This window comes from Rhodopirellula sp. UH5, from assembly GCF_056839225.1.
On record NZ_CM166390.1, the window covers coordinates 7,130,080 to 7,153,869 of the forward strand.

The following is a 23,790-nucleotide window of genomic DNA, read 5'->3' on the forward strand; positions in this document are numbered from 1 at the left end:
TCGTTCCATCAATGCCGACGGGTGCCGGCGAGTAAATTCAGTGAATCAGCAAACAGCGGATTCTCGGTCGACACCTCCATCATCAGATGCCGGGCAACGGCAGGATCCACTTCCACCCTGATAGCATGCAGCACGAAATGCGCCGTGAAGCCACTCGCCGCCACAATCATTCAATGAAATTCAAATCCACCGCCCAAACGGCCACTGGCCAGAACTGGTGCTGAAGCGGCGACGATCAGGTGCCTCAGACCGCCCCGCAGCCAGTTTCTGGTTCAACGGAACCCTCCGGAGTGACCTGCGACCCGTTCAGAGTAGCTTTTCACGCGAAATTCTCCCATAGCACCTGGCAGGATCCGTCCCCACCGACGTGAGTCAAACTGCCACCCCAGCACGAAGGAGCCCTGTTTTGTAGCGTTTCCAACGCGAAATTGGCCCGGGGTACTTTGGTGTAGCTCTGCGGGTAGGGTGTGTCTGTTCATGGTCGCGGTTGCCGTGCCAAAACATCGGAATAGACTGACGCCTGCCGAATCGATGCGGTCCCTCCAAACGATTCCCGCGTCTTTTTCTGCCCCATCGTCACAATCGGCATCCCACCTCTCCTTGATTGACAGCATGACTGACCCCACCCTCGGCTCCGAATCCCCCCTTCCCGCGGCTGTCTCCGCGTCGACCGCGGCCCCGATCACCAATCGATTCCGCCCGGCCAAAGTCATCATGGCCCTGCCGGCCTACAACGAAGAGCAGTCCCTGCCAGAATTGCTGGAACGAATCGGCGAAGCCTTCGCAGACAGTGGACTGCCCTATGAAGTCGTCATTGTCGATGATGGCAGCAAGGACGACACCGCGAAGATCGCCTCGCAGATGTCGTTTCAGATGCCGATTCACTTGGTGCGGCACGAGGTCAATCAAGGGCTCGGCGTCACCATTCGGGACGGCCTGAAAGAAGCCGTTGACCGCGCCGGGGAGCGCGACATCATCGTCACCATGGACGCTGACAACACTCACCCACCGGGATTGATCAACCGCATGGTGCAGTCGGTCCACGAAGGCTGCGACTGCGTGATCGCCTCCCGATTTCAGAATGGTTCGCGAGTCGTGGGCGTGCCGGTTGAGCGTCACTTCCTCAGCATCGGGGTGCGCGTTTTGTTCACGGTGTTGTTTCCAACGCGTGGTGTTCGCGATTACACGTCCGGATACCGAGCCTACCGAGCATCGGCACTGCGAGATGCGTTTGAGCACTACGGCGACGACTTCGTTGGCGAGACCGGCTTTTCGTGCATGGCGGACATCTTGCTGAAGCTTCGCAAACAAGGCTGCGTGTTTGGCGAATCGCCCCTGCGTTTGCGATACGACCAAAAGGGTGGCGACAGCAAAATGCAAGTCTTCAAGACCATTTGGTTGACGCTCAAGATGTTGGGCCGGCACCGCGTCAAGGGAGCCTGATTGATGTCGGTTGCTCCCCCGTCCAATCCGACCTCCGACGTGGCTTCCTCGGCTGCCATCCCATCCCATCACAACCACGACGGAACCCCCAGCAGCCGCTGGTTGGTCATCGGTGGCGGTGTGATGGGGTTGCAAGTCGCTCGTGACCTCGTCGATCGTGGACAAAAAGTCACGATTGCCGAAGCTGCGCCCACGTTTGGTGGGCTCACGAGTGCCTGGAATCTGGGCGACGTGATCTGGGATCGCTTCTATCACGTCACGCTGCTCAGCGACACCAAACTGCGAGACCTCCTGACCGACCTGGGGCTGGAATCGCAGATGGACTGGGTGGAAACCAAGACGGGGTTCTATTCGGACGGCCAACTGATTTCGATGAGCAATACGGCGGAGTTTCTGAAATTCCCGCCGCTGAACTTGATTCAAAAACTGCGGCTCGGCGGCACCATTTTCTACGCCTCGAAAATCAAAAACTGGCGTCGACTCGAAAAACTGTCCGTTGAAAAGTGGCTGCGGCGTTGGTCCGGCAAAGGTGTCTTTGAAAAGATCTGGCAACCTCTTTTACAAGCCAAGCTGGGCGAAGCCTACAAGCAAACCTCCGCGGCCTTCATTTGGGCTCACACCGCTCGGATGTACAAAGCCCGCCGCAGCGGCATGAAGACCGAAATGTTCGGCTATGTTCCCGGTGGCTACGCAACAATTTTGGACAAGTGGGTTGGCTGGCTGAAAGAACGCGGCGCCGAAACGCTGGTGTCGTCGCCTGCTCGACGAGTCACCAAACTCGACAGCGGTGAGTTCGAAGTCGACTTCGGCGATGGGCGCGTGCAAAACTTCGACAATGTTGTTTCCACCATCGCGTCGCCCGTCATCGCTGACACGGTGCCGCAACTGTCCGACGACGAAAAGCAAAAGCACCGTGGGATTCGGTACCTCGGTGTGGTTTGCGCCTCGATGCTGATGAAGAAACCGATCAGCGAGTACTACGTGACGAACATCACCGACACGTGGGTTCCATTGACCGCCGTGATCGAAATGTCGACGATCGTGAACTCCGAAAAGCAACTGGGCGGCAATCATTTGGTCTATCTGCCCAAGTACTTGCCCGACGACCACGAAGGGTTGAACGAGTCTGACGAGGACTATCAAGAAAAATGCCTGTCGACGCTGGAGAAGATGTACGACCATTTTTCTCGCGATCAAGTCCTGGATTTCAAGATCGCTCGCGCCAAGTATGTCGCGGCGCTTGCCACGATCGATTACTCCACACGCCTGCCCGACATTGTGACCAGCGTTCCAGGCTTCTACGCTTTGAACTCCGCTCACATCGTCAAAGGCAATTTGAACGTCAACGAGACCATCACGCTCGGCGAAGAAAAGTTCTCCGACGAAGTCTGGCCCGACTACCAACGTCGCGTTGCGAAGTGAATTGCGTTCCAAAGTGACCTGATCGCCATGCCCCACGCCGCTCCTCCTCGACTGCTCGGCGTGTTGCTTGCCGGCGGGCTTTCCTCGCGAATGGGGACGCCGAAGGCTTTGTTGCCGCATCCAAGCGGGGGAACATTTCTGACCCACAGTCTCCAGCGTTTGCAATCAGTTTGTGCGGATGAGGTGGTGGTCAGCTTGGCCTCGGAGGCCCATCGAGAACAACTTCGATTGCCATCCTCCGTTCCCGCTTTGTTCGATGCCCAACCTGCCATGGGACCAGCGATGGGGGTGTGGGTTGCCCTGCAACACGCGGCGTCCAACGGCGACGACGGCTGCTTGTTCACGCCCGTGGATCTGCCCAATTTGCTGGTTGATGATCTGTTGACCTTGGTTCGTGCCTGGCGGGAATCGCCTCGACAAATCGTCCTGGCCCAACAAGCGGATCGGGAACGCCTGCAACCGTTGGTGGGCATCTATCCCGTTGGCTGCGTCCAACAGATCCAACGTGTTGTCGAATCCGATCACCGCAGCCTGTATCGTAGCCTTCGTTCGAACGATCACCGGACCGTTGCGATTTCGCGAGAACGACTTCGCAACGTCAACACGCCCGCTGACCTGGGCCCTCCTTTCGACAACACCTGATTGAAACACCATGAACGCTACTTCCCCTTTTGCGTTCGACTCACCTGATCAAGCCATCCAGGCTCTCTCTCAGCGAATCACTCCGACGGACGTCCAGAGCGTGGACTTCGGATCGTCGCTTGCCTCCCTGCAATCGGTTCATCGCCGCATCCTGGCGGAACCCATCTTGGCGGACCGAGACAGCCCCGCCGCCAATGTTTCTGCGATGGACGGGTACGCGATCTACGAATCCGATTTGAAACGTGACGGCGTCATCGAGGTGACCGGCGAGAGCGTCCCTGGTTCGCCACCTCCTTCGCGTTCGGACTCTGGCGTCATCCGGATCTTCACCGGAGCAATCGTCCCCGAAGGTTGCGACCGAGTCATCCAGCGAGAGCACACCGAAGAACTGGCAGGCACATCGACGGACGATTCCAACTCACGGGGCCCAAACTCACGGGGCCAAATTCGCTGGACCGAACGAGCCCGCTCGATTCCCCCGGGAGCCAACATTCGCTGCCAGGGCGAAAATCTGACTGCAAGATCCGTTGCCATTCCCGCAGGCCTGGAACTCACCTCGCCACGCCTGGCTGCGTTGACCAACTTTGGCGTTCAACAATTGCAGGTCCACCGCCCGGTTCGTGTCGCCGTGCTGACGACCGGCGACGAATTGGCATCCGCCTCATCGAAAAACGAAACGCCGCTTCCGCCTTGGAAGATTCGCAACAGCAACGCGTCGGCGCTGATCGGCTTGCTGGCCAATCAACCTTGGATCGATAGCGTGTCGCCGATGCATGCGGTCGACAAACCAAGCGTTCTCCGAGCGTCTGTGCTGCAGGCGATCGAGCATCACGACGTGGTACTGATGACCGGTGGGGTCTCGATGGGCGACTACGACTATGTGCCTCGGATATTGCAAGAAGTCGGCGCCGAGATTGTCTTTCACAAACTTCCGCTGCGTCCTGGCAAACCGATCTTGGGTGCGATTCAGAGCAGCCCAACCGGGGCCACGTTGATCCTGGGCCTGCCCGGCAACCCTGTCAGCGCCACGATGGGCGCCCGCCGTTTCGCGATGCCGCTGATTCGCAAATTCGCCGGCCTACGCGACTGGGCCGAATTCCCGCCTCACGTGATGCTCGACGAAGTCGGCGACAAGACTCTGCCGCTGCACTGGATGCGAGGTGTCCGGATGATCCAGCCCGGTGTTGCGGAACTCGTGCTCGGCAAGGGATCTGGTGACTTGGCAACGCTCGCCCTGACCGATGGCTTCATTGAGATGCCACCCCATGCGAATGCGCCGGGACCCTGGCCTTACTTCGCCTGGTGATTCATTCGGTTGAGCAGGTCGGCTGGAATGATCAAGCACAACCACGTGAGCCGTTTGGGCGTTAGCCTGGGCTGTGCGTGAAAACCGTGGCGAACGCCAACGGCTCACATACCCGATGACACCTGCGTACCTGCTTAGCGTTCGCAATCCCAAAGAAAAACGCCCGAGCACCGGAATGCTCGAGCGTTTTTGAATGGGATCTTCGAAGCGAAAATCAGGCGAACTGGTAGCCTTCTTCGCCGTGGTCCGAAATGTCCAAGCCGCGTTGCTCGCTTTCGGCGGGAACTCGCAAACCGATGAAGATGTCGATCAGCTTGAGAAGAATCAAACTTCCCAGCCCGGCGAACACGTAGGTGACCAGCACAGCCACGATTTGGCCGATGACCAACGTGAAGTCGCCGCCCGATTCAATCAATCCGATTGGCACACCGTCGCTGACGTCCCAGGCCGCGCGAGTTGCGAAAACTCCGGTCAAGATCGCACCGAGGGTTCCGCCCACGCCGTGAACACCAAACGCGTCCAACGCGTCGTCGTAACGAAGTTTGTGCTTGAGCGTCGAGCACGCCCAGTAACAGATCCCGCCCGCCAAAGCACCCATGAGCAAGGCTGGCATGGGCTGAACGAATCCAGCGGCAGGAGTGATGCAAACCAATCCCGCGACCGCACCACTGCTGGCACCGAGGACGGTTGGTTTTCCGAGCACCAGCCATTCCAATGTCACCCAGGCAACGGCGCCGGCCGCGGCCGAAAAGTGGGTCACCGCAAACGCGCTGGCGGTCAAGTCATCCGATGCGAGTTCACTGCCCGCGTTGAAACCGAACCATCCCACCCACAACATCGCCGCACCCAGTGCGGTGTAGGTCAGGTTGTGCGGTTGTAAAGGTTCGCGTGGGTAACCCATCCGAGGACCGATCAACAAAGCCGCGACCAAGGCCGAGATCCCACTGCTGATGTGCACGACCGTGCCGCCGGCAAAGTCCAGTGCTCCGCCCGCCAAGGCTTTGTCACCCGCGAAGTACGAGAGTGGTCCTTCGTCCCAAACCCAGTGGGTCAGCGGGCAATAAATGAAGGTTCCCCACAGGATCGAAAAGATCACCATCGCGCTGAATTTCATCCGCTCGGCAAACGCACCGCAAATCAGTGCGGGCGTGATGATGAAGAACATGCCTTGGAACAACATGTGAGTCAGGCGGGTCATCGAGCCTTCCATCGGTGTGATGGCTTTGCCCAAGTCATCGTCCCAGTACCGCTGGACGCCGTTCATGAACAAGTACTCGGTGTTGCCGAACCAACCGCCGGATCCACCGAATGCGAATGAGTACCCGTACAACGCCCACAGCACCGTCATCATTCCCATCAAGAAGATGCACTGCATCATCACGCTGAGCACGTTCTTGCGCCGCACCAAACCGCCATAGAACATGGCCAGTCCCGGTGCGGTCATGAACAACACCAAGGCACAGCAAACCAGCATCCAGCCGTTGTGACCGGCCAGCAGGGCCTCATCGACTCCCGCTTGCAGGCTTTCCAGCGTGGGGGCTTCGGATTCGTCGGCTGCTTCCGCTTCCGCCGCGGGAACCTCCGATTGAGTGGGTGGATTTTCAGGTGTCGAGGGCTCCGTGCCCGAGGTTTGCGCCACCTCGTCCTGTGCCAGCAGACTGGAGGCCGGCAAGCCGGCCAGCGGCACGCCAAGGGTGCACGTGAGCAAACAAACGACAACTAACACGCGTGACAACATTCCGGGGAGTCTCCAGTGACAAGTCGATGGGGAGGATGGACCATGACACACCAGTTTGCGTTCCAGCGGCCTGTGGGGAGGGCCACACGCTTGCGTTGCAATGGAGTCACTGCTCGAGTTCAATTCTCAAGAGCAAGCAGACCGCACTCGACGCAATCGACACGTGCGTTCATCATGATTTCCGGTAGAATACGGTGACGGTCCGACCCGGGACACCCTGCCCCGCACTGCAAAGGTGTCATCCTGACCTCAACCATGCCCTTTCGCGGCCCTCCCACCCATCCTGTGGCCCCATGCGTTTTGTTTCGTTGATTCACCAAAGCACGAAAATTGCTGGTTTTGGGTTGCTCCTGGCGCTCTTTCCGACCGTTCAAGCGGCCCCACCTGAGGGGGTTGCTGCTCAAATTGAAAGCTTGTCCAGCGATTCCTATTTGCGTCGCGAGAACGCTACGGAGGCCTTGCTCAAGGCCGGCCCGGTCGCGATCGAGCCTTTGTTGCAGGTCCTCGAGCGCGGCGACTTGGAAACCACCCAGCGAGCGATCGGCATTTTGCAATCGATCGCAATGGCTCGCCCGATTCTCGAAGGCGAATCCGATCGTCCCCAATTGGCTCAACCTGATCCCAACGAACCCGATGCGTGGGAAACGTTGCTGGCCCTGTCCACGATGGGCGGCAGTCGCGGTGAACGAGCCACCATGGCGGTGGAGGAAATCACCCAAGTTCGACGGGCACAGACCATTCAAACGCTGTCGATGCAGGGAGCGATGATCGGTGTCAAAGAATTTGTCTACAACGCGACCACCAATCTGCAACGCATTGTCGAGATCACGGAGGACTACACCGGTGATGATTCGCTGTTGGAACTGCTTCGCTGGATCGACAAGGTCGAGTTCGCTCGCATCGAAGGGGCCGCGATTCGGCAAAGCGTGCTGAAGGGCGTGATCCAAATGCCGGACCTGAAGACGCTGTCGTTGCTGTACGGCGAGATCGATCTCGAAACGATGAAGGTCATCGGTGATTTGGATTCGATCGATCACTTGGAATTCCGTTATGTCCCGCTCAATGATGAATTGATCGATGCGATTGCGAAGCTACCGATTCGCATTTCGCTGACCCTCAATGGCACCGATCTCTCAACCGAGCGAGTTGACGCCTTGCGGCAAGCCCTGCCGGGGTTGAACATCGAATTCAAACGCGGCGGCTTCTTGGGGGTCCGCTGCAACGATTCCTTCAATGAATGCATCATTCAAAGTGTCGTCGAGGGCAGCGGCGCCGAGGTTGCAGGCCTGCTCCCCAGCGACGTGATCATTCAAGCCAACGGCGAACCCATTCGTAAATTCGCGGACCTGCAAGCCGTCATCAACACGCGAGACCCCGGGCAAACCATTCGCATCGGATATCGACGCCGTAACGTCGAGTATGAAACCGACGCGAAACTTGGCAAACTGACTGAGCCCAACTGATGCATCATCCTGCCATCGACTTTGGGTCCGACGGGGGTCCAGGTCCGTCCAACGTCATTGGCACCGACGCAATTGGAAGTCCGTCGTGCCATCGTCCAACCTAAAGGTTGTGTGTGGCGGATGCACTGGCCTGCCACTGACGAATTGTTCTCGCCCGCCTTTCAACGCCTCACCTTCATCCAGCACCATCGATACCGAAGTCCCGCAGATCGATTCCGGCAATTGGCGTGATTCCAACTGGCGGTCTCGAGTGCGCAAGCGGCTGCTGACCTGGTTCTCAGAAAATGCACGCGACCTGCCCTGGCGACGTGACCACTCGCCGTACCGGGTTTGGATCAGCGAGATCATGTGCCAGCAAACTCAGGTGGCCACCGTGCTGCCCTACTTCGAGCGGTTCCTCAGCACCTACCCCACCATTCGTGATTTGGCCAACGCTGACGAGAACCAATTGATGCGGATGTGGGAAGGACTGGGGTACTACCGCCGGGCCAGGTCGTTGCATGCGTCGGCGAAAAAGATGGCGGCGGAACACGAAGGGGAGTTCCCCGATTCGTTTGAAGACGTGCTGGCGCTTCCCGGGATTGGACGCTACACCGCGGGAGCCATCCTGTCGATTTCTCGCAATGAAGCCTTCCCCATTTTGGAAGGCAACACCCAGCGAGTTTTCAGCCGCTGGATCGGACTGACCACGCCGCCAACGGAAAAGATCGCTCAGGCGCGATTGTGGGAATTGTCGGAAAAGATGCTGCCACGAAAAAAGGCTGGCGATCGGACCAACGGCCCGGCAGGATTCAACCAAGCCGCGATGGAATTGGGGGCACTGATCTGCTCGCCTAAGACGCCCAAATGCGATGTGTGCCCCGTCGCGACAATGTGCCACGCCAACCAATTGGGACTGCAAGCAGAAATCCCTGGCAAGATCAGCAAGGTTCAATACGAGTCACGCACGGAAATCGCCGTCGTGATTTCACAGGCTGAAAAGTACTTGGTTCGCACCATCCCCGAGGGCGTCCGGTTCGCCGGGATGATTGATTTCCCACGTGCTGGACCACCAGAAGCCGAGGACGTGATCGGCATGGAATCGTGGTTGGCCGAGCATCTCGGTGGCGACGTGACGATCGGAATGCGTTTGAAAACCATCAAACACGCGGTCACTCGCTATCGAATGACGCTGCACATTCACCTCGCCGATTTGGCTAGGCAGAATGCAGGCGACAACTCGGACGAGGAACACGGGCCGCTACCGGAGCCTTGGCGTTGGGCCTCGATTGACGAGCTGGCGGACATGCCGATGTCCGTGACCGGACGCAAAATCGTCCGGTTGCTGGACCGTCCCCAGCGGTCTCTTTTTTCAGAGATCTGAGTCTCGAGGCCAGGGTTGGCAAATGCGGTTCCGCATCGAGATTCGAATCGTGTCGAATCGGTCTGATTTCAGTCACACCTGCTGGCAGAGATGCTAAAATGATGTTCCTGCCTTCAGGCGAGAAAACGACGTGTTTTGTGCCGCCTTCTGATCGATTCCTCCGCCGCGACGGACGCGAGGGGAATGAGACCGGCGCTGTCCGCCCGATCCTTCGTTTCAACGATGCCTTCCTACAAATCTTGATTTCACCATGACCATTCAGCGCATTTTGATGTGTGCCGCGGCGACCTTGGTTGCCACCAGCCCCACTGTTTTTGCCGCGGAAACCGTTTCGCTTGGCGACCCAACCCTGACGGCCGGAATCCCTGGCGAAGGCCCACTGACGTTGGAACAAGCCCAACGTTTCATGGCCGACTCGAAAAACCACGCCGAACTGGATGTCACGCTCCCCAAGGGCCTCGATGCCGCCGCGGGAAACATTTACATCCCAGAAGACAATCCGATGACGCGGGCCAAGATTGAGCTGGGCCGTCAGTTGTATTTCGATCCGCGTTTGTCAGCCGACGGCACGATTTCCTGTGCCACTTGCCACGCCGCCGAAACCGGCTGGGGTGCCCCCACTCAATTCGGCGTGGGCATCCGCGGCCTCACCGGAAACCGCAACTCACCGGTCTCGTTCAATCGCATTCTCAGCAAGCATCAATTCCATGATGGACGCGCCGCTTCGTTGGAAGAGCAAGCCGTGGGACCCATCGCCAACCCCATCGAAATGGGCAACACACACGATGTCTGCGTGAAGACGCTCGCCGACAACGCCATTTACAAGGCACAGTTTGACAAGGTCTTCGATGACGGCGTGACGATCGACAACGTTGGCAAGGCACTTGCAACGTTTGAACGTGCCATCGTGACGGGGCCGGCTCCTTACGATTACTACGCCCCGTTGTCGGCGTTTGAAAAGACGTTTGCGGAGGACCTGGAATACCTCGACGAAGAACCCGAATTGGCCGAGCAATACGCGAAGCTCCAGGCAGAGGCCGCCAAGAATTCGATGACCGAATCATCGATTCGCGGCATGGAACTGACGTTCGGCAAAGCCAACTGCACCGCTTGTCACGCGGGTGCCAACTTCACCGATGAACAGTTCCACAACTTGGGTGTGGGCATGGAAACGGAAAAACCTGACCTGGGCCGATTTGAAATCACCAAGGACGACAAAGATCGTGGTGCGTTCAAAACCCCCACGATGCGAAACGTCGCCGACTCCGGTCCCTACATGCACGACGGCAGCCAAGAGACACTGGAAGAAGTCATTGAGTGGTACAACAAGGGTGGCCACGCCAACCCGTACCTCAGCGACAAGATGAAGCCGCTGAACCTGACCGAGCAAGAGAAAGCGGACTTGGTCGAGTTCATGCGTCAGGGTCTGCAGAGCGATTTCCCTGTCATCGAGCCGGGACGCTTGCCAGCCGACGGCTGATCCGCGAGCCAACAACCTGTCGCTCGGTGGTCTCCACCGAGAAAGAGGTCGTGCAGTTTCGAATTTCTTGTTCCCTGGCTCTGCCTGGGAACACACTGTCTTGGAGGCTCCGCCTCCCGATTCTGTCTCAGCAGGCGGGGGCCGCCGTGCGACACCGCAGTCCGCCGCGTTTTGTTCGAAGGTCTCGAACGAGACGCCAGGCGAGACCTGAACGAGGTCGACTCTCGCGGCACCACCTTGGATTGGCGGAGCGATCCAGGACTCTTACAGGATGTCTTCGGCGGCCTTGTTTCGCCGGCGAGCGACTCCGGTCTCCACCGCAGCTTTCGCGACCGCTTGGGCGACGACCTTTGCCACCCGGCGATCAAACACGCTGGGGATCACGTAATCGTCCAACAGATCGGACTCAGGAATGGTTGCCGCGATGGCTTCCGCGGCAGCCAATTTCATCTCGTTGTTGATCGTTGTCGCGCGAACGTCCAGCACCCCGCGGAACAACCCGGGGAAGCACAGCACGTTGTTGATCTGGTTGGGGAAATCACTGCGCCCCGTTGCCATGATCCGAACGTGTGGGGCCGCGTTGGCAGGCAAGATTTCAGGATCAGGGTTGGCGAGAGCGAACACGATCGGGTCCTTGCCCATGTTGGCCACGTCTTCGGTTTGCAGAACGTTCGGCGCCGAAACGCCAACGAACACATCGGCTCCCAAAATCACTTCAGAAAGCTTGCCGGATGCACCGCGAGGGTTGGTGTTGTCCGCGATCCATTGCTTGGAATCATCGGGCTGGCTGGGTTCGCCGGCGTGGATCGCTCCTTCGCGATCGCAGACGACGATGTCTTTCGCTCCAGAGATCAGCAGCAACTTGACAATCGCGGTTCCGGCCGCACCAGCGCCGTTGACCACGATCCGGACATCCGCAAGTGTTTTCCCGACGCGAAGCAAGCTGTTTTTCAATCCCGCCAGCACCACGATCGCCGTGCCGTGTTGATCGTCGTGGAAGACCGGGATTTCCAGTTCTTTGTCCAATCGTTGCTCGATCTCAATGCACCGTGGCGCGGAGATGTCTTCCAAGTTGATGCCGCCAAAGGTCGGTGCCAATTGTCGAACCGTCTCGATGATGGCTTCGGTGTCCTGTGTGTCCAAGCAAATTGGAAACGCGTCGACGTTCGCGAACTCTTTGAACAGCATCGCTTTGCCTTCCATGACTGGCATGGCAGCGCGGGGGCCGATGTTGCCCAGTCCCAGCACCGCCGAGCCGTCGCTGACGACCGCCACGGTGTTGTGGCGAATGGTCAGTGCGAAGGACGAATCGGGATCTTCCGCGATCGCGTTGCAAACCCGAGCGACGCCGGGCGTGTAAGCCATCGACAAATCGTCCCGAGTCTTGATTGGCATCTTGGGCAAGACTTCGATTTTTCCGCCGAGGTGCATCAGGAACACTCGGTCGGAGGTGTGCACGACCTCGACCTCTTCCACCGTTCGCAGGTGCTCGACAATTCGTTTGCCGTGATCGACGTCGCGAGCGTTGACCGTGAAGTCACGCGAGATTTTTCCGCCGCGAATGTTGACGATGTCGACCGCCCCAATGGCTCCATCCGCTTCGCCGATTGCCGTGGTGATCTTGCCCATCGCGCCAGGCGAATCGGAATAACGCAAACGGATCGTGATGGCGTAAGACGGGCTGTGTTGGTTCATCGTGGCGAGTCACCCTTCAATGGCTGGGGCGTCGGTGGTCAGAATTAGGAGAGCCGACCTTGTACCACGTCACCGCAATCACGTCATTGCCAGAGAATTGCACCCGAGCAATGACACACTGAAAAATCGCCGGGTTTGGGCCGAGGGCGAAGAAGCCACCCGGCCGGCAACCCAGGCATCCGAGGCTCGCCTTGGCACTCAAGTCTCGTAGCTGATCTTGCCGTGCCGCTGTGAGCGACTGATTTTGTCCATGCTATAGAGTCCTGCCAACACAAACTCCACACACGAGGCTCGCATCGCTTCGTTTTCACTGGCGTTGACCTCAAACGCTCGGTCCCAGGCCGGCGGGACATGCTGCAAACGCTCCGCGTACTCGCTGCTGGGCAGCATCGTTCCCACCTCCACGCGAACGCCGCCGCGGAAGATCTCTGCGATTTCTGCCAGCCCGTGTTCCTCGATGTACTCGGCGAAAACGGTGTGAATCGCTTCCGCAATCACCGAATCGATCACTTGCTTTTCAGACATTTGATGCGTGCCCATCAAATCCAATTCCAGCTTGCCGAGGCTGCTCGCGTAGAGGTGCCCGAGGTCACTGATTCGAGGCACCGCGGGGTTCTCGCCGTGCACAATCCCGCGTTGGCGAGCCGAGGCCACGATCGTCCGAAAGTTCGCCAATGAGAACCGTGCCGACACACCCGAGGCTTGGTCGATGTACTTGCTCTGCCGGGCCTGGTGGGTGATTTCTTCGATGATCTGGTACATGAACAGCGGCACATGCACCGGGTAATCTCCACCCAAATCGTCGCCGACCTCCTGCTGCAGGATCTCGATCCCCTGCGTCCGCTCGCTGGGGTAGTGAGTCTGGACGATGGTCCCGATGCGGTCCTTGAGTTGCGGGATGACTTTCCCCGATCGGTTGTAAGTCGAGGGGTTGGCCGAGAACAAAATCATCACGTCCAAGTCAAACCGGATCGGGTAACCGCGGATTTGCACATCGCGTTCTTCGAGGATGTTGAACAGGCCGACCTGGACCAAATCATCCAGTTCGGGCAGCTCGTTCATCGCGAAAATTCCGCGGTGCATCCGTGGGATCAAACCAAACGACAGGGCTTCTTCGGCGCTCATGCTGACGCCACCGGTTAACTTGGCCGGATCAATTTCGCCGATGATGTCGGCGAATTTCGTGCCCGGGGACAAGCGTTCCGCGTAACGTTCCTTGCGGTGCCACCATCCGATCGGGATGTCCTCTGGGGAGCGATCGGCGACCAGACGCTTGCCTAGCGACGTGATCGGGTTCAGCGGATCCTCATGGATCGGCAAATCAGGGTGATCGATGTAGGGAACCCAGGGATCTAGGAATTGCACCAACTGCCGCATGATCCGGCTTTTGGCTTGCCCCTTTTCGCCCATGAACAACATGTCGTGACCGGCCAGCAGCGCCAGGCTGATTTCTGGGATGACCGTGTCTTCGTATCCGATGATTCCTGGAAACAGTTCCTCTCGCTGAGCCAACATTCGAGAGAAATTGTCTCGAATCTCGTGCTTGACCGTTTTGGAAGACCATCCGCTGTCGATCAATTGCTGCAAATCGCGGGCTTCGGGGGCATCCATCGTGATTTTCTCGGGACTTGGCACAGGGCTGGTCACGTGTGGGCTCGGGGGAAAAAGGCGTCGGTGCTGGGAAGCAACTTCTGGGGCGTGAATCCTATCTGATTCAATCGTATGCAACCGGGGAGGGCCTTGGTTCGGACATCTCGGAGGAATCAGAGACTCTTTCCGAATTGGTGCAAACCAACCACCCCGTGACCCGAATGGAGCAAAAGGCCATTGAAAGCGGGACTTTTGGGTCCAGGACGCGTTGACGAAACCCACGTCCGATGCTTATCTTTCGCGGTTTGAAATTCGTCCACACCACCCATTCCAAGATCGCCCGTTCGCGGGCTTGTCTGCCATGGCCGTCCCAAAACGCAAGCACTCCAACAGCCGTACCGGCAAACGCCGCGCCCACGATCACTTGAAAAAACGTCAAGTGACCTACTGCCCGCAGTGCAGCACCGCAGTGCCGACGCACGTCGTTTGTCCGAAATGTGGTTATTACCAAGGTCGCACAGTCGTTGAATCGACTGACCAGTAATTCCAGCCACCAATTGAACTGAGTACGACCTGCTGTGAGTCTCGACGCAACAAAACCAGCGATCCTGTTTCCCGGCCAAGGTGCTCAGACGCCCGGCATGGGGACATGGTTGTGCGCGGAATATCCCCTCGCCAACGAACTGTTTGAAGAAGCAGGCGATGTGCTGGGATACGACCTGAAATCCCTGTGTGCGGACGGTCCAGCTGAAAAGCTGAACGAAACCGTTCACAGCCAACCGGCACTGTTTGTCGTGGGGGTCGCTGCTGCACGTGTGCATGACGAGTTGAACCCCGAGCTGGCAAAAAAAATCATTGCCGCCGCGGGACTCAGCCTGGGTGAATACACCGCCGTTTGCTACGCCGGAGGCCTGTCCTTCGCCGATGGCCTGAAGCTGGTTCAGAAACGCGGCGAAGCCATGCAGGCTTGTGCTGACGCGACCGATTCAGGCATGGCCAGCGTACTGGGGCTGGATCTCGAAAAGCTGACCGCGGTTTGCGAAGAGTGCCGCAGCGGGGACGAGATTCTGCAACCTGCCAACCTGCTGTGCCCCGGCAACATTGCGGTGTCGGGCCATCGATCCGCTTTGGAACGCCTGGGACCTGCCGCCACTGCTGCGGGTGCGATGAAGGTCGTGCCACTCAGTGTTGCGGGTGCTTTTCACACGCCCATCATGGATGGCGCAGTGGAATTGCTCACGCAGGCTCTTGCAGAGGTCGAGTTGTCGGACACGCGAATTCCGGTGTACAGCAACGTCGACGCGAAACCACACACCTCCGCCGAGGAAATTCGCCAGCTGCTGGCACGTCAGGTCGTCAATCCCGTCCGTTGGGACGATTCCATCAACGCGATGCTTGGTGACGGCGTGGATGGTTTTCTGGAAGCGGGGACTGGCCGTGTGCTGCGAGGCACGATCAAACGCATCGCTCGCAAAACGCCAACGGACGGCTTCGGCGATCAGCCCTGAGCCGGTGAAATCCGATCCGACGGCCTTGGAAGGCCATCGTACAGACACCATTCGACGGCCTTGGAAGGCCATCGTACAAATGCCGGCCATCGTGCAGACGCTTGCGAACGCCACCGACGAAGACAACGCCCCTGACATCGCGGGGCAGTCCGTTCTTACAACCATGCTCCCCAACCTCCCAACCCCACAGACCTGCCCCCATGGATCTCTCCCTGTCGGTTGATTTGAAAGATCAAGTCGCCATTGTCACCGGTGCCAGCCAAGGTCTCGGCCGAGCTGTCGCTGTCGCACTGGGGCAAAACGGAGCCCACGTGGTTTGCGTCGCTCGCAACGCAGAGAAGCTGGCCGCTACCGTCGCGGAAATCGAAGCCGCTGGGGGAACGGGCGAAGCCCTGCCCTGCGACGTCACCGATCGCAAAGCCGCCGCCGAAGCCATCGAAGGCACCCACAAAAAACACGGTCGTCTGGACATCTTGGTCAACAACGCCGGGATCACGCGTGACAAGCTGATGCGGGGCATGTCCGACGAAGAGTGGGATTCTGTCATCGCCACGAACTTGACCAGCTGCTTCGTGTGCTGTCGCGCGGCCGCGGGAGTGATGCGGCGCAGCAAGTATGGTCGAATCATCAACATGGCCAGCATCTCAGGCCTGATCGGCAACCCAGGTCAAGCCAATTACTCGGCCAGCAAGGCGGGGATGATTGGGATGACGCGGACGATGAGCAAGGAGCTCGTCTCACGTGGCGTCACGGTCAACGCCGTCGCTCCTGGGTTCATTGCCAGTGAAATGACCGCTGAACTGGGCGACGTCATCCTGGAAGAAGTTAAAAAACGAATCCCCGCCAAGCGGGTTGGTCAGCCGGAGGATGTCGCTGCGGCGGTGTTGTTCTTGGCCAGCCGTGATGCCAGCTACATTTCTGGGCAAACCATTGTCGTTGACGGTGGAATGGTCGGCTAACGGCATATTGACGCGTTTTAGCTGCGTCACCTATGTTCTGCCCCGAGCGGCTATGGAGTGCCGTCTCGGTTGTGCCCTGCCCCACAGATTTGCACTTTCCCTTTTCGAATCTAACTGACATTTAAATCGGAGTTACGCCCATGGCGTCTATCGAAGAACGCGTGGTCGACATTGTTTCTGAACAGCTCGGCGTTGACAAAGACAAAATCACCCGCGAAACATCGTTCGTCAACGACCTCGGTGCCGACTCGCTCGACACTGTTGAGTTGGTGATGGAGCTCGAAGAAGAGTTCGACATCAGCATTCCTGATGACTCCGCCGAAAAGATCCAAAAGGTCGGCGAAGCGATTGATTTCATCGAAAAGGAAAAAGGCGAAGACGCCTAGTTCCCGATCTGATTGCATCCATGGCGAATCACTCGCCGTGGGATGCAATGCTCAACCACGGAACGCCTCGCGGGATCTTCCAAGCAAGATCCGTGAGGGGCTCCGATCCAAGACGGCGAAGCCAGACGCGGTCGTTGTCCCTGGTGTGAATCGCGATCTGAGTGTTCCAGCCATGCTTGCTTGACTCATCCGAATCCTGCGGCGGGTGCTTCGTTCACTTGATTTCTGCACACCGGATGACTCGACGCACTTCTGGGCTCGGCGTCGCCCCGGCAATCTTTCGCCAATCGCAATCATCCGCATCACAGACCGCATCGTCGCCATTTTGCCCTGTCATTTCGCTACATTGACAAGGTTTCATTGGCGTTTTTTGCTAGGGTGCCAGTCACGCTCCCTGCGGTTCCTTCTCCCAACATTGCATGACGTTCATTCGTCACCACGCTCATGACGGACGCCTCCACAACGCCATCTTACGACCCTTCCAAATCACGACGTGTTGTGATCACCGGATTGGGAACCGTCACGCCATTGGGATCCGATGTCGCCACCCTTTGGTCGGCGTTGTTGGCTGGTAAGTCCGGGATCCACGAGTTGTCCATCATGGACACCTCCAAGTACAAGGTTCACTTTGGCGGTGACATCCCTGACTTCAATGTCGCGGATCACGTGGAAGCGAAAGAAGCCAAGCGACTGGACCGTTTCACCCAGTTCGCTGTTCACGCCGGGGCGCAAGCCGTCCTGGACTCGGGCATCGATTGGGACAAAACCGATCGCAAACGCTGCGGCGTGATCTTGGGTTCGGGAATCGGCGGGCTCAACGAAATTGAAGAGCAGATTGAGCGGATGCTCAACAAAGGCCCCGATCGAGTCAGCCCGTTCACCGTCCCGAAGATGATGGTCAACGCTGCCGGCGGAAACATCTCCATCCGATACGGGCTCAAGGGTCCGAACTACGCGGTGGCGACCGCTTGTGCCAGTGCCACCAACGCGATGGGCGATGCCCTTCGCAGCATTCGCGGTGGCGAAACCGATGTCGTGATCACCGGCGGAACTGAAGCGGCGATCACTCGCATGGGATTGGCTGCGTTCCAAAACATGAAGGCCCTGTCGACGCGGAATGACGACCCACAACGAGCCAGTCGCCCGTTCGATTCCGACCGCGATGGATTTGTGTTGGCTGAAGGCGCCGGTCTGCTTGTGTTTGAAGAACTTGAGCACGCTCAAGCTCGAGACGCGAAGATTTACGCAGAAGTTTTGGGCTATGGCACCACCAGCGATGCCGGCCACATCACCGCTCCCGACCCAGAAGGATTGGGAGCTGCCGCCGCGATGCGCGCTGCAATTCAGGACAGTGGCCGCGCGGCCCACGAAATCGATTACATTAATGCTCACGGGACAAGCACACCCTTGGGTGACAAAGCTGAAACTCGCGCGATCCATACCGTTTTGGGTGACCACGCCCCCAACGTTGCCATCAGCAGCACCAAGAGCGCCCTCGGGCACTCCTTGGGTGCTAGCGGCGGGATCGAAGCAGTCATCCTTTGTCAAACCATTCAGAACAATGTGATTGCCCCCACCATTAATCTCGACACGCCAGATCCAAGTTGCGACCTCGACTACGTCCCCAATCAACCTCGGGAACAAAAAGTTGACCTCGCAATGAGCAACAGCTTCGGATTTGGCGGTCATAACGCGTGCGTTCTCTTTGGACGATTCTCCCATGACGGCTCTTGATAATCTGAACTCCGACTTGTTCGATCCCAATGCATCACCCCAGGAGGACGCTGGTCCCGAACCAGTCGTTTACTTGGTCGACGATCAACAAGCCGAATTGGACCTGTTGCAACGCTGGTGTTCTCAAGAAGGCTTGAAGACTGAAACTTTCAATCAGGCCGAAGATCTTCTCAAAGTCTTGCATGCCGAATCCCACGGCTGTGTCGTTGCCGACCTGCGGATGCCGCGACTGAGCGGCTTGGAACTGCAAGCCGAAATGTCTCGCCGGGAACTGACCGTTCCTGTGATCTTGGTGACCGGGCACGGCGATGCGGAAAACTGCCGAGCGGCATTCCAGCAAGGCGTTTTCGACTTCATCGAAAAGGGATTCCGGCACGAAGAGATCCTGCATGCGATCAACAGCGCCATTCGCAAACACCGTCGCGATCGCTTTCGGCATCAAGTTCGCAAGGAAGCTCTCGACCTGCTGCGGAAAATCTCGCCTCGCGAAACCGAAGTCATGCTGCTGCTGGCCGGTGGGTCGCCACTCAAAGGCATCGCTCAGGAACTCAGCATCAGCGTCCAAACGGCGTCGAAACACCGTGGCAGCATTTTCACCAAGCTGAACATCGACAACGAAGTTGACCTCTACAAGATGCTGTTGGCAGCCGAAGTCAACTTGGATGCAGGGCCTGCCGCATTGGTCCCGCCTGCTCCCTGATTGAATGTCCCCTTCATCACGCGGTTCATTCTGTGGACCGCATGGATGAACCGCAGCGGAAGCGAATCAGCCAGTTCATTCAGCTGGCAAATCCAGCGTGCGGTCCGCGGGGAATATTCGCAGTGTCCCCCGGACTCCAGGTCGCGCCTTGCGATCTGGATTTCGCAAGCTTGCCCACATCCGAACTTGTGAGTTCACCGGGTGAAGTTCCAATGACACAAACGTCACTTCACCACGCAGCACGGTGATGTTTTCTTGACCGTTGATGGATTCGGTCCACTCGAATTCAACCGCTCGGCCGTTCAGTTCGGCTCCGTGCTGGCGTCCGTCGACGAACCCGCTGACACGAATCGGATCCAATGAGATCAAACGCAGCAGTGGTTGGCCGGCATCCACCCACTCGCCGGGAGAGACCGTCACTTCCGCCACGCTTCCAGAGAGCGGTGACTCCAGGCGATGCTCCGCCACCCGAAGTTCCGCCATTCTGACGAGCGACTGTTTTTCGTTCGCGTTGGCTTCTGCGATTTCCGATTCTTTGTGAGCCTGTTCGATCGACAGCCCCGCCTGGTCGATCACCAATTGCAAGCGATCAATCTCAGTCGCGGTGACGCTGTTTTGAAAACGCCGATTCGCGTCCAGGCTCTGTTCGAGCTCTCGCATTCGGACTTCACGGGTGCGTTCGGCATAGCGTTGGTCAACGTCACTGGTGGATTGCAGCGCAGCCGCTTGAGAGGCTGCTTGTGCCGCTTCCAGTTCCGCTTTCGCGCGGCGATCGTCCAGCTGAACCAGCAGTTCGCCTTGGGAAACCTGCTGGCCTTCGACCACGCTCAAGGACCGGACTCGCCCTGCAACCGGTGCGGCGAGCGGGAGGTCAGTGACCAAAGTCGCTTGGGCCGCTTCGATCACGATGGCCTGGTTGCCCGATTCATCGGCCTGCAGCGACGAAGAAATGCACAGCGTCGCTGCAACCCAAGCGGCCGCGACCGGCAGATGGGCGGAGACAGCCTTGGCGAAATGCCCAAGCGGATTCACGATTGTTGACTGGGTGCCAGAAGCAAACATCAGGCATCACTCCGACGGGTTGTTTTGAGTGGATCAAACCAACCGACCAGTCTAATTCGAACATTCCGCTCCGTCGGCCGTTCTCGTCCGGTGGCAGGCCACGACTGAGACCTTCGTCCGGGTTGGCCGCATCTCACCAAACCGCCCCTCCGGCAGCCAATCTTGGTTGGGATTTGTTACGATGCGGGCCTTCGCCGATGCATTCTGGTGCGATCGATGAAGGCTGAAAACGTCCTGCTTCTCTTGAAAACTGACCCCGGAAACCCTCGTGCAACAAGTCAAACTCTTCAAAGGTGTGGATTCCGAGCTGCCCGAACTCGAACGGCAAATCAATCGCTGGATTCGCAAGAGCGGCGCTCGTGTTCTTTCGATCAATGGCAATCTGGCACCCGCACCCTCAGCCGGCAACGGGCCGATGAATTCGTTCGCTGCTGGCGACGTGTTGATCATTGTGCATGTCGAGATCGACACGCCTCAGGGCTGATCAGGGTTCCAAGCCGAAGTCGCGAATGGTGGTCAGCGTTTTCAGCTCCAGGCCTTTCTTGGCGAAGGCCTCGGCACCTCCGGCCAAGCGATCGATGATCGCGAGCACGTACTGGACTTCCAGTCCGAATGCTTCGACCGCTTCGACGGCCTTCAACGCACTGCCGCCGCTGGTGATCACGTCTTCCACGATCACGACTTTTTGGCCGGGAGCGACGGGGCCTTCAACTTGCTGCCCCATTCCGTGGCCCTTGGCTTCCTTGCGGACCATGAACCCTTTGAGGTCGATGTCGTCACCACCAGCCAGCGTCACGATCGACGCGGTGATTGGGTCGGCACCGATCGCCATGCCACCGACCGCGGCGGGCATCACGCCGGATTCCTTCGCGTTCTCGAGCACCACGTCCAGCATCGCTCGTCCGATCAAGCCCGCGCCCTTGGGGTGCAAGGTGACGCGGCGGCAGTCCAGGTAATAGTTCGCCTTCTTGCCGCTTGCCAGCGTGAACTCCCCACGCTGCAAAGCTTCGGTTTCCATCAAGGCGATCAGAGGGGCAAGGTCACGATTGGCCGAGTCAGACGACATCCAAGTATTCTCCAGCGGGAAATTGAGCGGTTCAATCGGAACGAATACCACAATCGCTGCGATTCAGACACCCGCCGCAATCGATCCCAGAGGCTCAACCAGCCGATGGATCGAATTGCGAAGCCAACCGGGGCCTTGCGTGTCGCCAGCACCAGCTAGAATACCCACTCCACTCAACCCGCACATTCTCTCGACAGCGTGCCCCATGCCTTCCTCTGTCCTTCCCGTTTCAGTTCGTTTTGTGTTGGCGATCGCCTTGACGGGTGCCTCGGTTTGCCTGAGCGCAGCAGGTGTCGTCGCGAATGAAGCCGCTCAGTGGTTGCAGTTGATTGATCAATCCCAATTGGGTTTGGACGCGGGGAAGTTGCCGTCCGTGGAAGCCACGGAAGCCGATGTGGTGGAGTCGATGCAGGCCGCCGGTGCATTTTTCCAGCGAGTGACGGATCAGGCCAATCACGAGGCCTGGATGCGTTTCCTCGATTTCGAACCGCTGAGATCCGCGATTGAAAACAACGAATCGATCGCGAAACGAGGCAACGCCGCCACTGAACTGTCCCAACGTTTGAGCGGCCCCGAAGAAGGGCTGGAACTTTCGCGTCTGGTCGCATTGCGATCTTCACTGGATCGATACCTCGCCGCGCTTCGTTATGGTGATCCCGAACGTGGCCTCGCGCTCTCCGAACGACAGCTCGAAACACTCGCCAAGCTTTTGGCCGCTGATGAAGAAGCCGGTTCAACGCCTCGTTCACTGACGGACCTTTCGGGCGAAGAAGTTGCCCAAATCGAATCGATCATCGAGTCGCTGGCATCAGCCAATCAAGCCGACGAATTGGTTTCCCGAATCACAGGTCGCTACTCGTCGCCCAACCTGCGTGCCTATGTCGACGGTGGCGTGATCAGCGACGCGATCACCCGTCCGGTCAACAATCCCGAACGAGTCAACGATTGCTTGCTCGGCACCCGCATCATCGGCGACGCCCGAGTTGTCGGAAACGTCACCGGTTCGTTGCTGCCATCCGAAGGCAATGTCCGCTTGTTGGTTCGTCTCGACGGTCAATTTTCGACATCGACGAAAGGCTACAACGGCCCTGTGACACTCCGGTCGTCAGGCTTTGGTCAGGTCTACGCGGCTCGGCAATTGATCATCACGGAAAAACGAATTTTCGCAGGTGAACCAATCGCAACGGCCAGCCTTTCGACGCAGATCAACCAAATCAATCACCCGCTCAAGCTGGTCCGCAAAATTGCGTCCAAGAAAGCGGCTGAGATGAAACCGCAAGCCGAAGCGATCTCTCGCCGAAAACTGCAAGACCGAGTGTTGGAAGGTTTTCGCCAGCAAACCGACGAAGCGTCGACTCGCACGTTCCCCGACCTCGACGCGAAGATGAGCCCTTGGCTGCGTCGTCTGGATTTGCCCTCGCCTGTTCGCACGATTGGATCCACCACGGATTCCGTGCACGTTCGAGCGACCATGCGGCGACCGTATGGATTGTCGGCACCCAGCGAAGGCCCCTCGTTGTCGACGGTCCGAACCGCGGCCTCATCGGGAACTTACCCGGGTGGCTACAGTGCCGCGATTCAGGTTCACGAGAGCATCCTCAACAACACGGTGATGAAGTTGCTGGCCGGAGAAACCTTCACACCTGAAAAACTGCGTGACCTCACCAGTTCGTTTGGGATCCCATCGGACAAGAGCGACACCCCTGACGAAGCCTCAGCCGCTGAGGGAGAGCAACCCGAAAGCTTTGAAGTCGACTTCTCCGGTTTCCGTCCGGTCTATTTCGAAGCTCGCGATCAAACGCTTCGCATTGGCTTGCGAGGCGACCGCTTCGCCCAAGGGGACCGAGAACTGGATCGTCGCTTGGAAGTCTCCGCCGTCTACCATCCCGCGATCACGGAAGACGGCCGGATGATGTTGATTCGCGACGAAGAGATTGATCTGAAGTTTCCGGGTGGCCGTCGTTTGACGCTGTCACAGACGGCCATCAAAGCGAACATCGAAGAAGGCTTTGACAAACTTTTCCCGATGACGCTGCTGCATCGCGAATGGAAGCTTCCCTCGACGCTGAAGCTTCCCACGCTCGCAGGACGCTCGGCGAAAGTCATTGGCATTGATGCTCGCGACGGTTGGCTCACGATCGTCGTCCGCTAACCGGCGGTTGATTGAATACGCCTCGCAGATTGGGCGATCAGCCATTAAGCGATCGCTCACGGTTGCCGGAGACGAACCGGA

General features: G+C 58.3%; 21 protein-coding genes. 15 read left to right on the forward strand and 6 right to left on the reverse strand.

Annotation, left to right across the window (positions count from 1 at the left end; all coding sequences use genetic code 11):
• Window positions 1-8: 8 nt before the first annotated feature.
• The gene (locus tag UH5x_RS25550; protein WP_160311512.1) at window positions 9-170 is read right to left on the reverse strand and encodes a hypothetical protein; all 162 of its coding nucleotides are present in this window, start codon (window positions 168-170) and stop codon (window positions 9-11) included.
• 442 nt (window positions 171-612) lie between these two features.
• On the opposite strand from UH5x_RS25550, the gene UH5x_RS25555 reads away from it, so the two are divergent.
• From UH5x_RS25555 to UH5x_RS25570, 4 genes are read left to right on the forward strand one after another with little or no spacing between them, the layout of a single operon-like run.
• Window positions 613-1,443: a glycosyltransferase family 2 protein gene (locus tag UH5x_RS25555; RefSeq protein WP_482634107.1), complete on the forward strand. Its 831-nt coding sequence runs from the start codon at window positions 613-615 to the stop codon at window positions 1,441-1,443.
• Window positions 1,444-1,446: 3 nt separating this feature from the next.
• Window positions 1,447-2,865, forward strand: a complete 1,419-nt coding sequence (locus UH5x_RS25560; RefSeq protein ID WP_482634108.1) for an NAD(P)/FAD-dependent oxidoreductase — start codon at window positions 1,447-1,449, stop codon at window positions 2,863-2,865.
• 27 nt (window positions 2,866-2,892) lie between these two features.
• Complete coding sequence (locus UH5x_RS25565) at window positions 2,893-3,507, forward strand: molybdenum cofactor guanylyltransferase (RefSeq protein ID WP_482634109.1); 615 nt, start codon at window positions 2,893-2,895, stop codon at window positions 3,505-3,507.
• A gap of 10 nt (window positions 3,508-3,517) precedes the next feature.
• Entirely contained in the window at window positions 3,518-4,813 is a 1,296-nt protein-coding gene (locus tag UH5x_RS25570) for a molybdopterin molybdotransferase MoeA (RefSeq protein ID WP_482634110.1), read from the forward strand.
• Window positions 4,814-5,027: 214 nt separating this feature from the next.
• On the opposite strand, the gene UH5x_RS25575 is transcribed toward UH5x_RS25570, so the two are convergent.
• Window positions 5,028-6,551, reverse strand: a complete 1,524-nt coding sequence (locus tag UH5x_RS25575; RefSeq protein ID WP_047817359.1) for an ammonium transporter — start codon at window positions 6,549-6,551, stop codon at window positions 5,028-5,030.
• Between the two features lie 413 nt (window positions 6,552-6,964).
• Between UH5x_RS25575 and UH5x_RS25580 the strand changes: the two genes are divergently transcribed.
• From UH5x_RS25580 to UH5x_RS25590, 3 genes are all read left to right on the forward strand, one after another.
• A complete protein-coding gene (locus UH5x_RS25580; protein ID WP_482634111.1) occupies window positions 6,965-8,014 on the forward strand; it encodes a PDZ domain-containing protein in 1,050 nt (349 codons plus the stop codon).
• Between the two features lie 85 nt (window positions 8,015-8,099).
• On the forward strand, window positions 8,100-9,377 hold the full coding sequence (gene mutY, locus UH5x_RS25585; protein ID WP_482634112.1) for an A/G-specific adenine glycosylase: 1,278 nt from the start codon (window positions 8,100-8,102) through the stop codon (window positions 9,375-9,377).
• A gap of 250 nt (window positions 9,378-9,627) precedes the next feature.
• The gene (locus UH5x_RS25590) at window positions 9,628-10,857 is read left to right on the forward strand and encodes a cytochrome-c peroxidase (protein ID WP_482634113.1); all 1,230 of its coding nucleotides are present in this window, start codon (window positions 9,628-9,630) and stop codon (window positions 10,855-10,857) included.
• 264 nt (window positions 10,858-11,121) lie between these two features.
• On the opposite strand, the gene UH5x_RS25595 is transcribed toward UH5x_RS25590, so the two are convergent.
• The gene (locus tag UH5x_RS25595) at window positions 11,122-12,552 is read right to left on the reverse strand and encodes a malic enzyme-like NAD(P)-binding protein (protein ID WP_047817363.1); all 1,431 of its coding nucleotides are present in this window, start codon (window positions 12,550-12,552) and stop codon (window positions 11,122-11,124) included.
• A gap of 198 nt (window positions 12,553-12,750) precedes the next feature.
• Entirely contained in the window at window positions 12,751-14,163 is a 1,413-nt protein-coding gene (locus UH5x_RS25600; protein WP_482636080.1) for a magnesium chelatase, read from the reverse strand.
• Window positions 14,164-14,503: 340 nt separating this feature from the next.
• Between UH5x_RS25600 and rpmF the strand changes: the two genes are divergently transcribed.
• The 6 genes from rpmF (at window position 14,504) to UH5x_RS25630 (ending at window position 19,429) form a co-directional block, all read left to right on the forward strand.
• The gene (gene rpmF, locus UH5x_RS25605; protein ID WP_007331836.1) at window positions 14,504-14,686 is read left to right on the forward strand and encodes a 50S ribosomal protein L32; all 183 of its coding nucleotides are present in this window, start codon (window positions 14,504-14,506) and stop codon (window positions 14,684-14,686) included.
• 34 nt (window positions 14,687-14,720) lie between these two features.
• A complete protein-coding gene (gene fabD / locus UH5x_RS25610; RefSeq protein WP_482634114.1) occupies window positions 14,721-15,650 on the forward strand; it encodes an ACP S-malonyltransferase in 930 nt (309 codons plus the stop codon).
• Window positions 15,651-15,850: 200 nt separating this feature from the next.
• Entirely contained in the window at window positions 15,851-16,609 is a 759-nt protein-coding gene (gene fabG, locus UH5x_RS25615; RefSeq protein WP_047817366.1) for a 3-oxoacyl-[acyl-carrier-protein] reductase, read from the forward strand.
• A gap of 140 nt (window positions 16,610-16,749) precedes the next feature.
• On the forward strand, window positions 16,750-16,995 hold the full coding sequence (locus tag UH5x_RS25620) for an acyl carrier protein (protein WP_007324899.1): 246 nt from the start codon (window positions 16,750-16,752) through the stop codon (window positions 16,993-16,995).
• Between the two features lie 444 nt (window positions 16,996-17,439).
• Window positions 17,440-18,729 (forward strand): beta-ketoacyl-ACP synthase II, encoded by a 1,290-nt coding sequence (gene fabF / locus UH5x_RS25625; protein ID WP_482634115.1) that lies wholly within the window; start codon window positions 17,440-17,442, stop codon window positions 18,727-18,729.
• On the forward strand, window positions 18,716-19,429 hold the full coding sequence (locus tag UH5x_RS25630; protein WP_047817368.1) for a response regulator transcription factor: 714 nt from the start codon (window positions 18,716-18,718) through the stop codon (window positions 19,427-19,429). The genes fabF and UH5x_RS25630 overlap by 14 nt, the downstream gene beginning before the upstream one ends.
• Window positions 19,430-19,504: 75 nt before the next feature.
• On the opposite strand, the gene UH5x_RS25635 is transcribed toward UH5x_RS25630, so the two are convergent.
• On the reverse strand, window positions 19,505-20,491 hold the full coding sequence (locus tag UH5x_RS25635) for an efflux RND transporter periplasmic adaptor subunit (RefSeq protein ID WP_482634116.1): 987 nt from the start codon (window positions 20,489-20,491) through the stop codon (window positions 19,505-19,507).
• Window positions 20,492-20,759: 268 nt separating this feature from the next.
• Between UH5x_RS25635 and UH5x_RS25640 the strand changes: the two genes are divergently transcribed.
• Window positions 20,760-20,975 (forward strand): hypothetical protein, encoded by a 216-nt coding sequence (locus UH5x_RS25640; protein ID WP_047817370.1) that lies wholly within the window; start codon window positions 20,760-20,762, stop codon window positions 20,973-20,975.
• On the opposite strand, the gene pyrE is transcribed toward UH5x_RS25640, so the two are convergent.
• Window positions 20,976-21,557, reverse strand: a complete 582-nt coding sequence (gene pyrE / locus UH5x_RS25645; RefSeq protein ID WP_482634117.1) for an orotate phosphoribosyltransferase — start codon at window positions 21,555-21,557, stop codon at window positions 20,976-20,978.
• A 205-nt stretch (window positions 21,558-21,762) separates the two neighbouring features.
• On the opposite strand from pyrE, the gene UH5x_RS25650 reads away from it, so the two are divergent.
• Entirely contained in the window at window positions 21,763-23,709 is a 1,947-nt protein-coding gene (locus UH5x_RS25650) for a hypothetical protein (RefSeq protein WP_482634118.1), read from the forward strand.
• Window positions 23,710-23,790 lie beyond the last annotated feature (81 nt).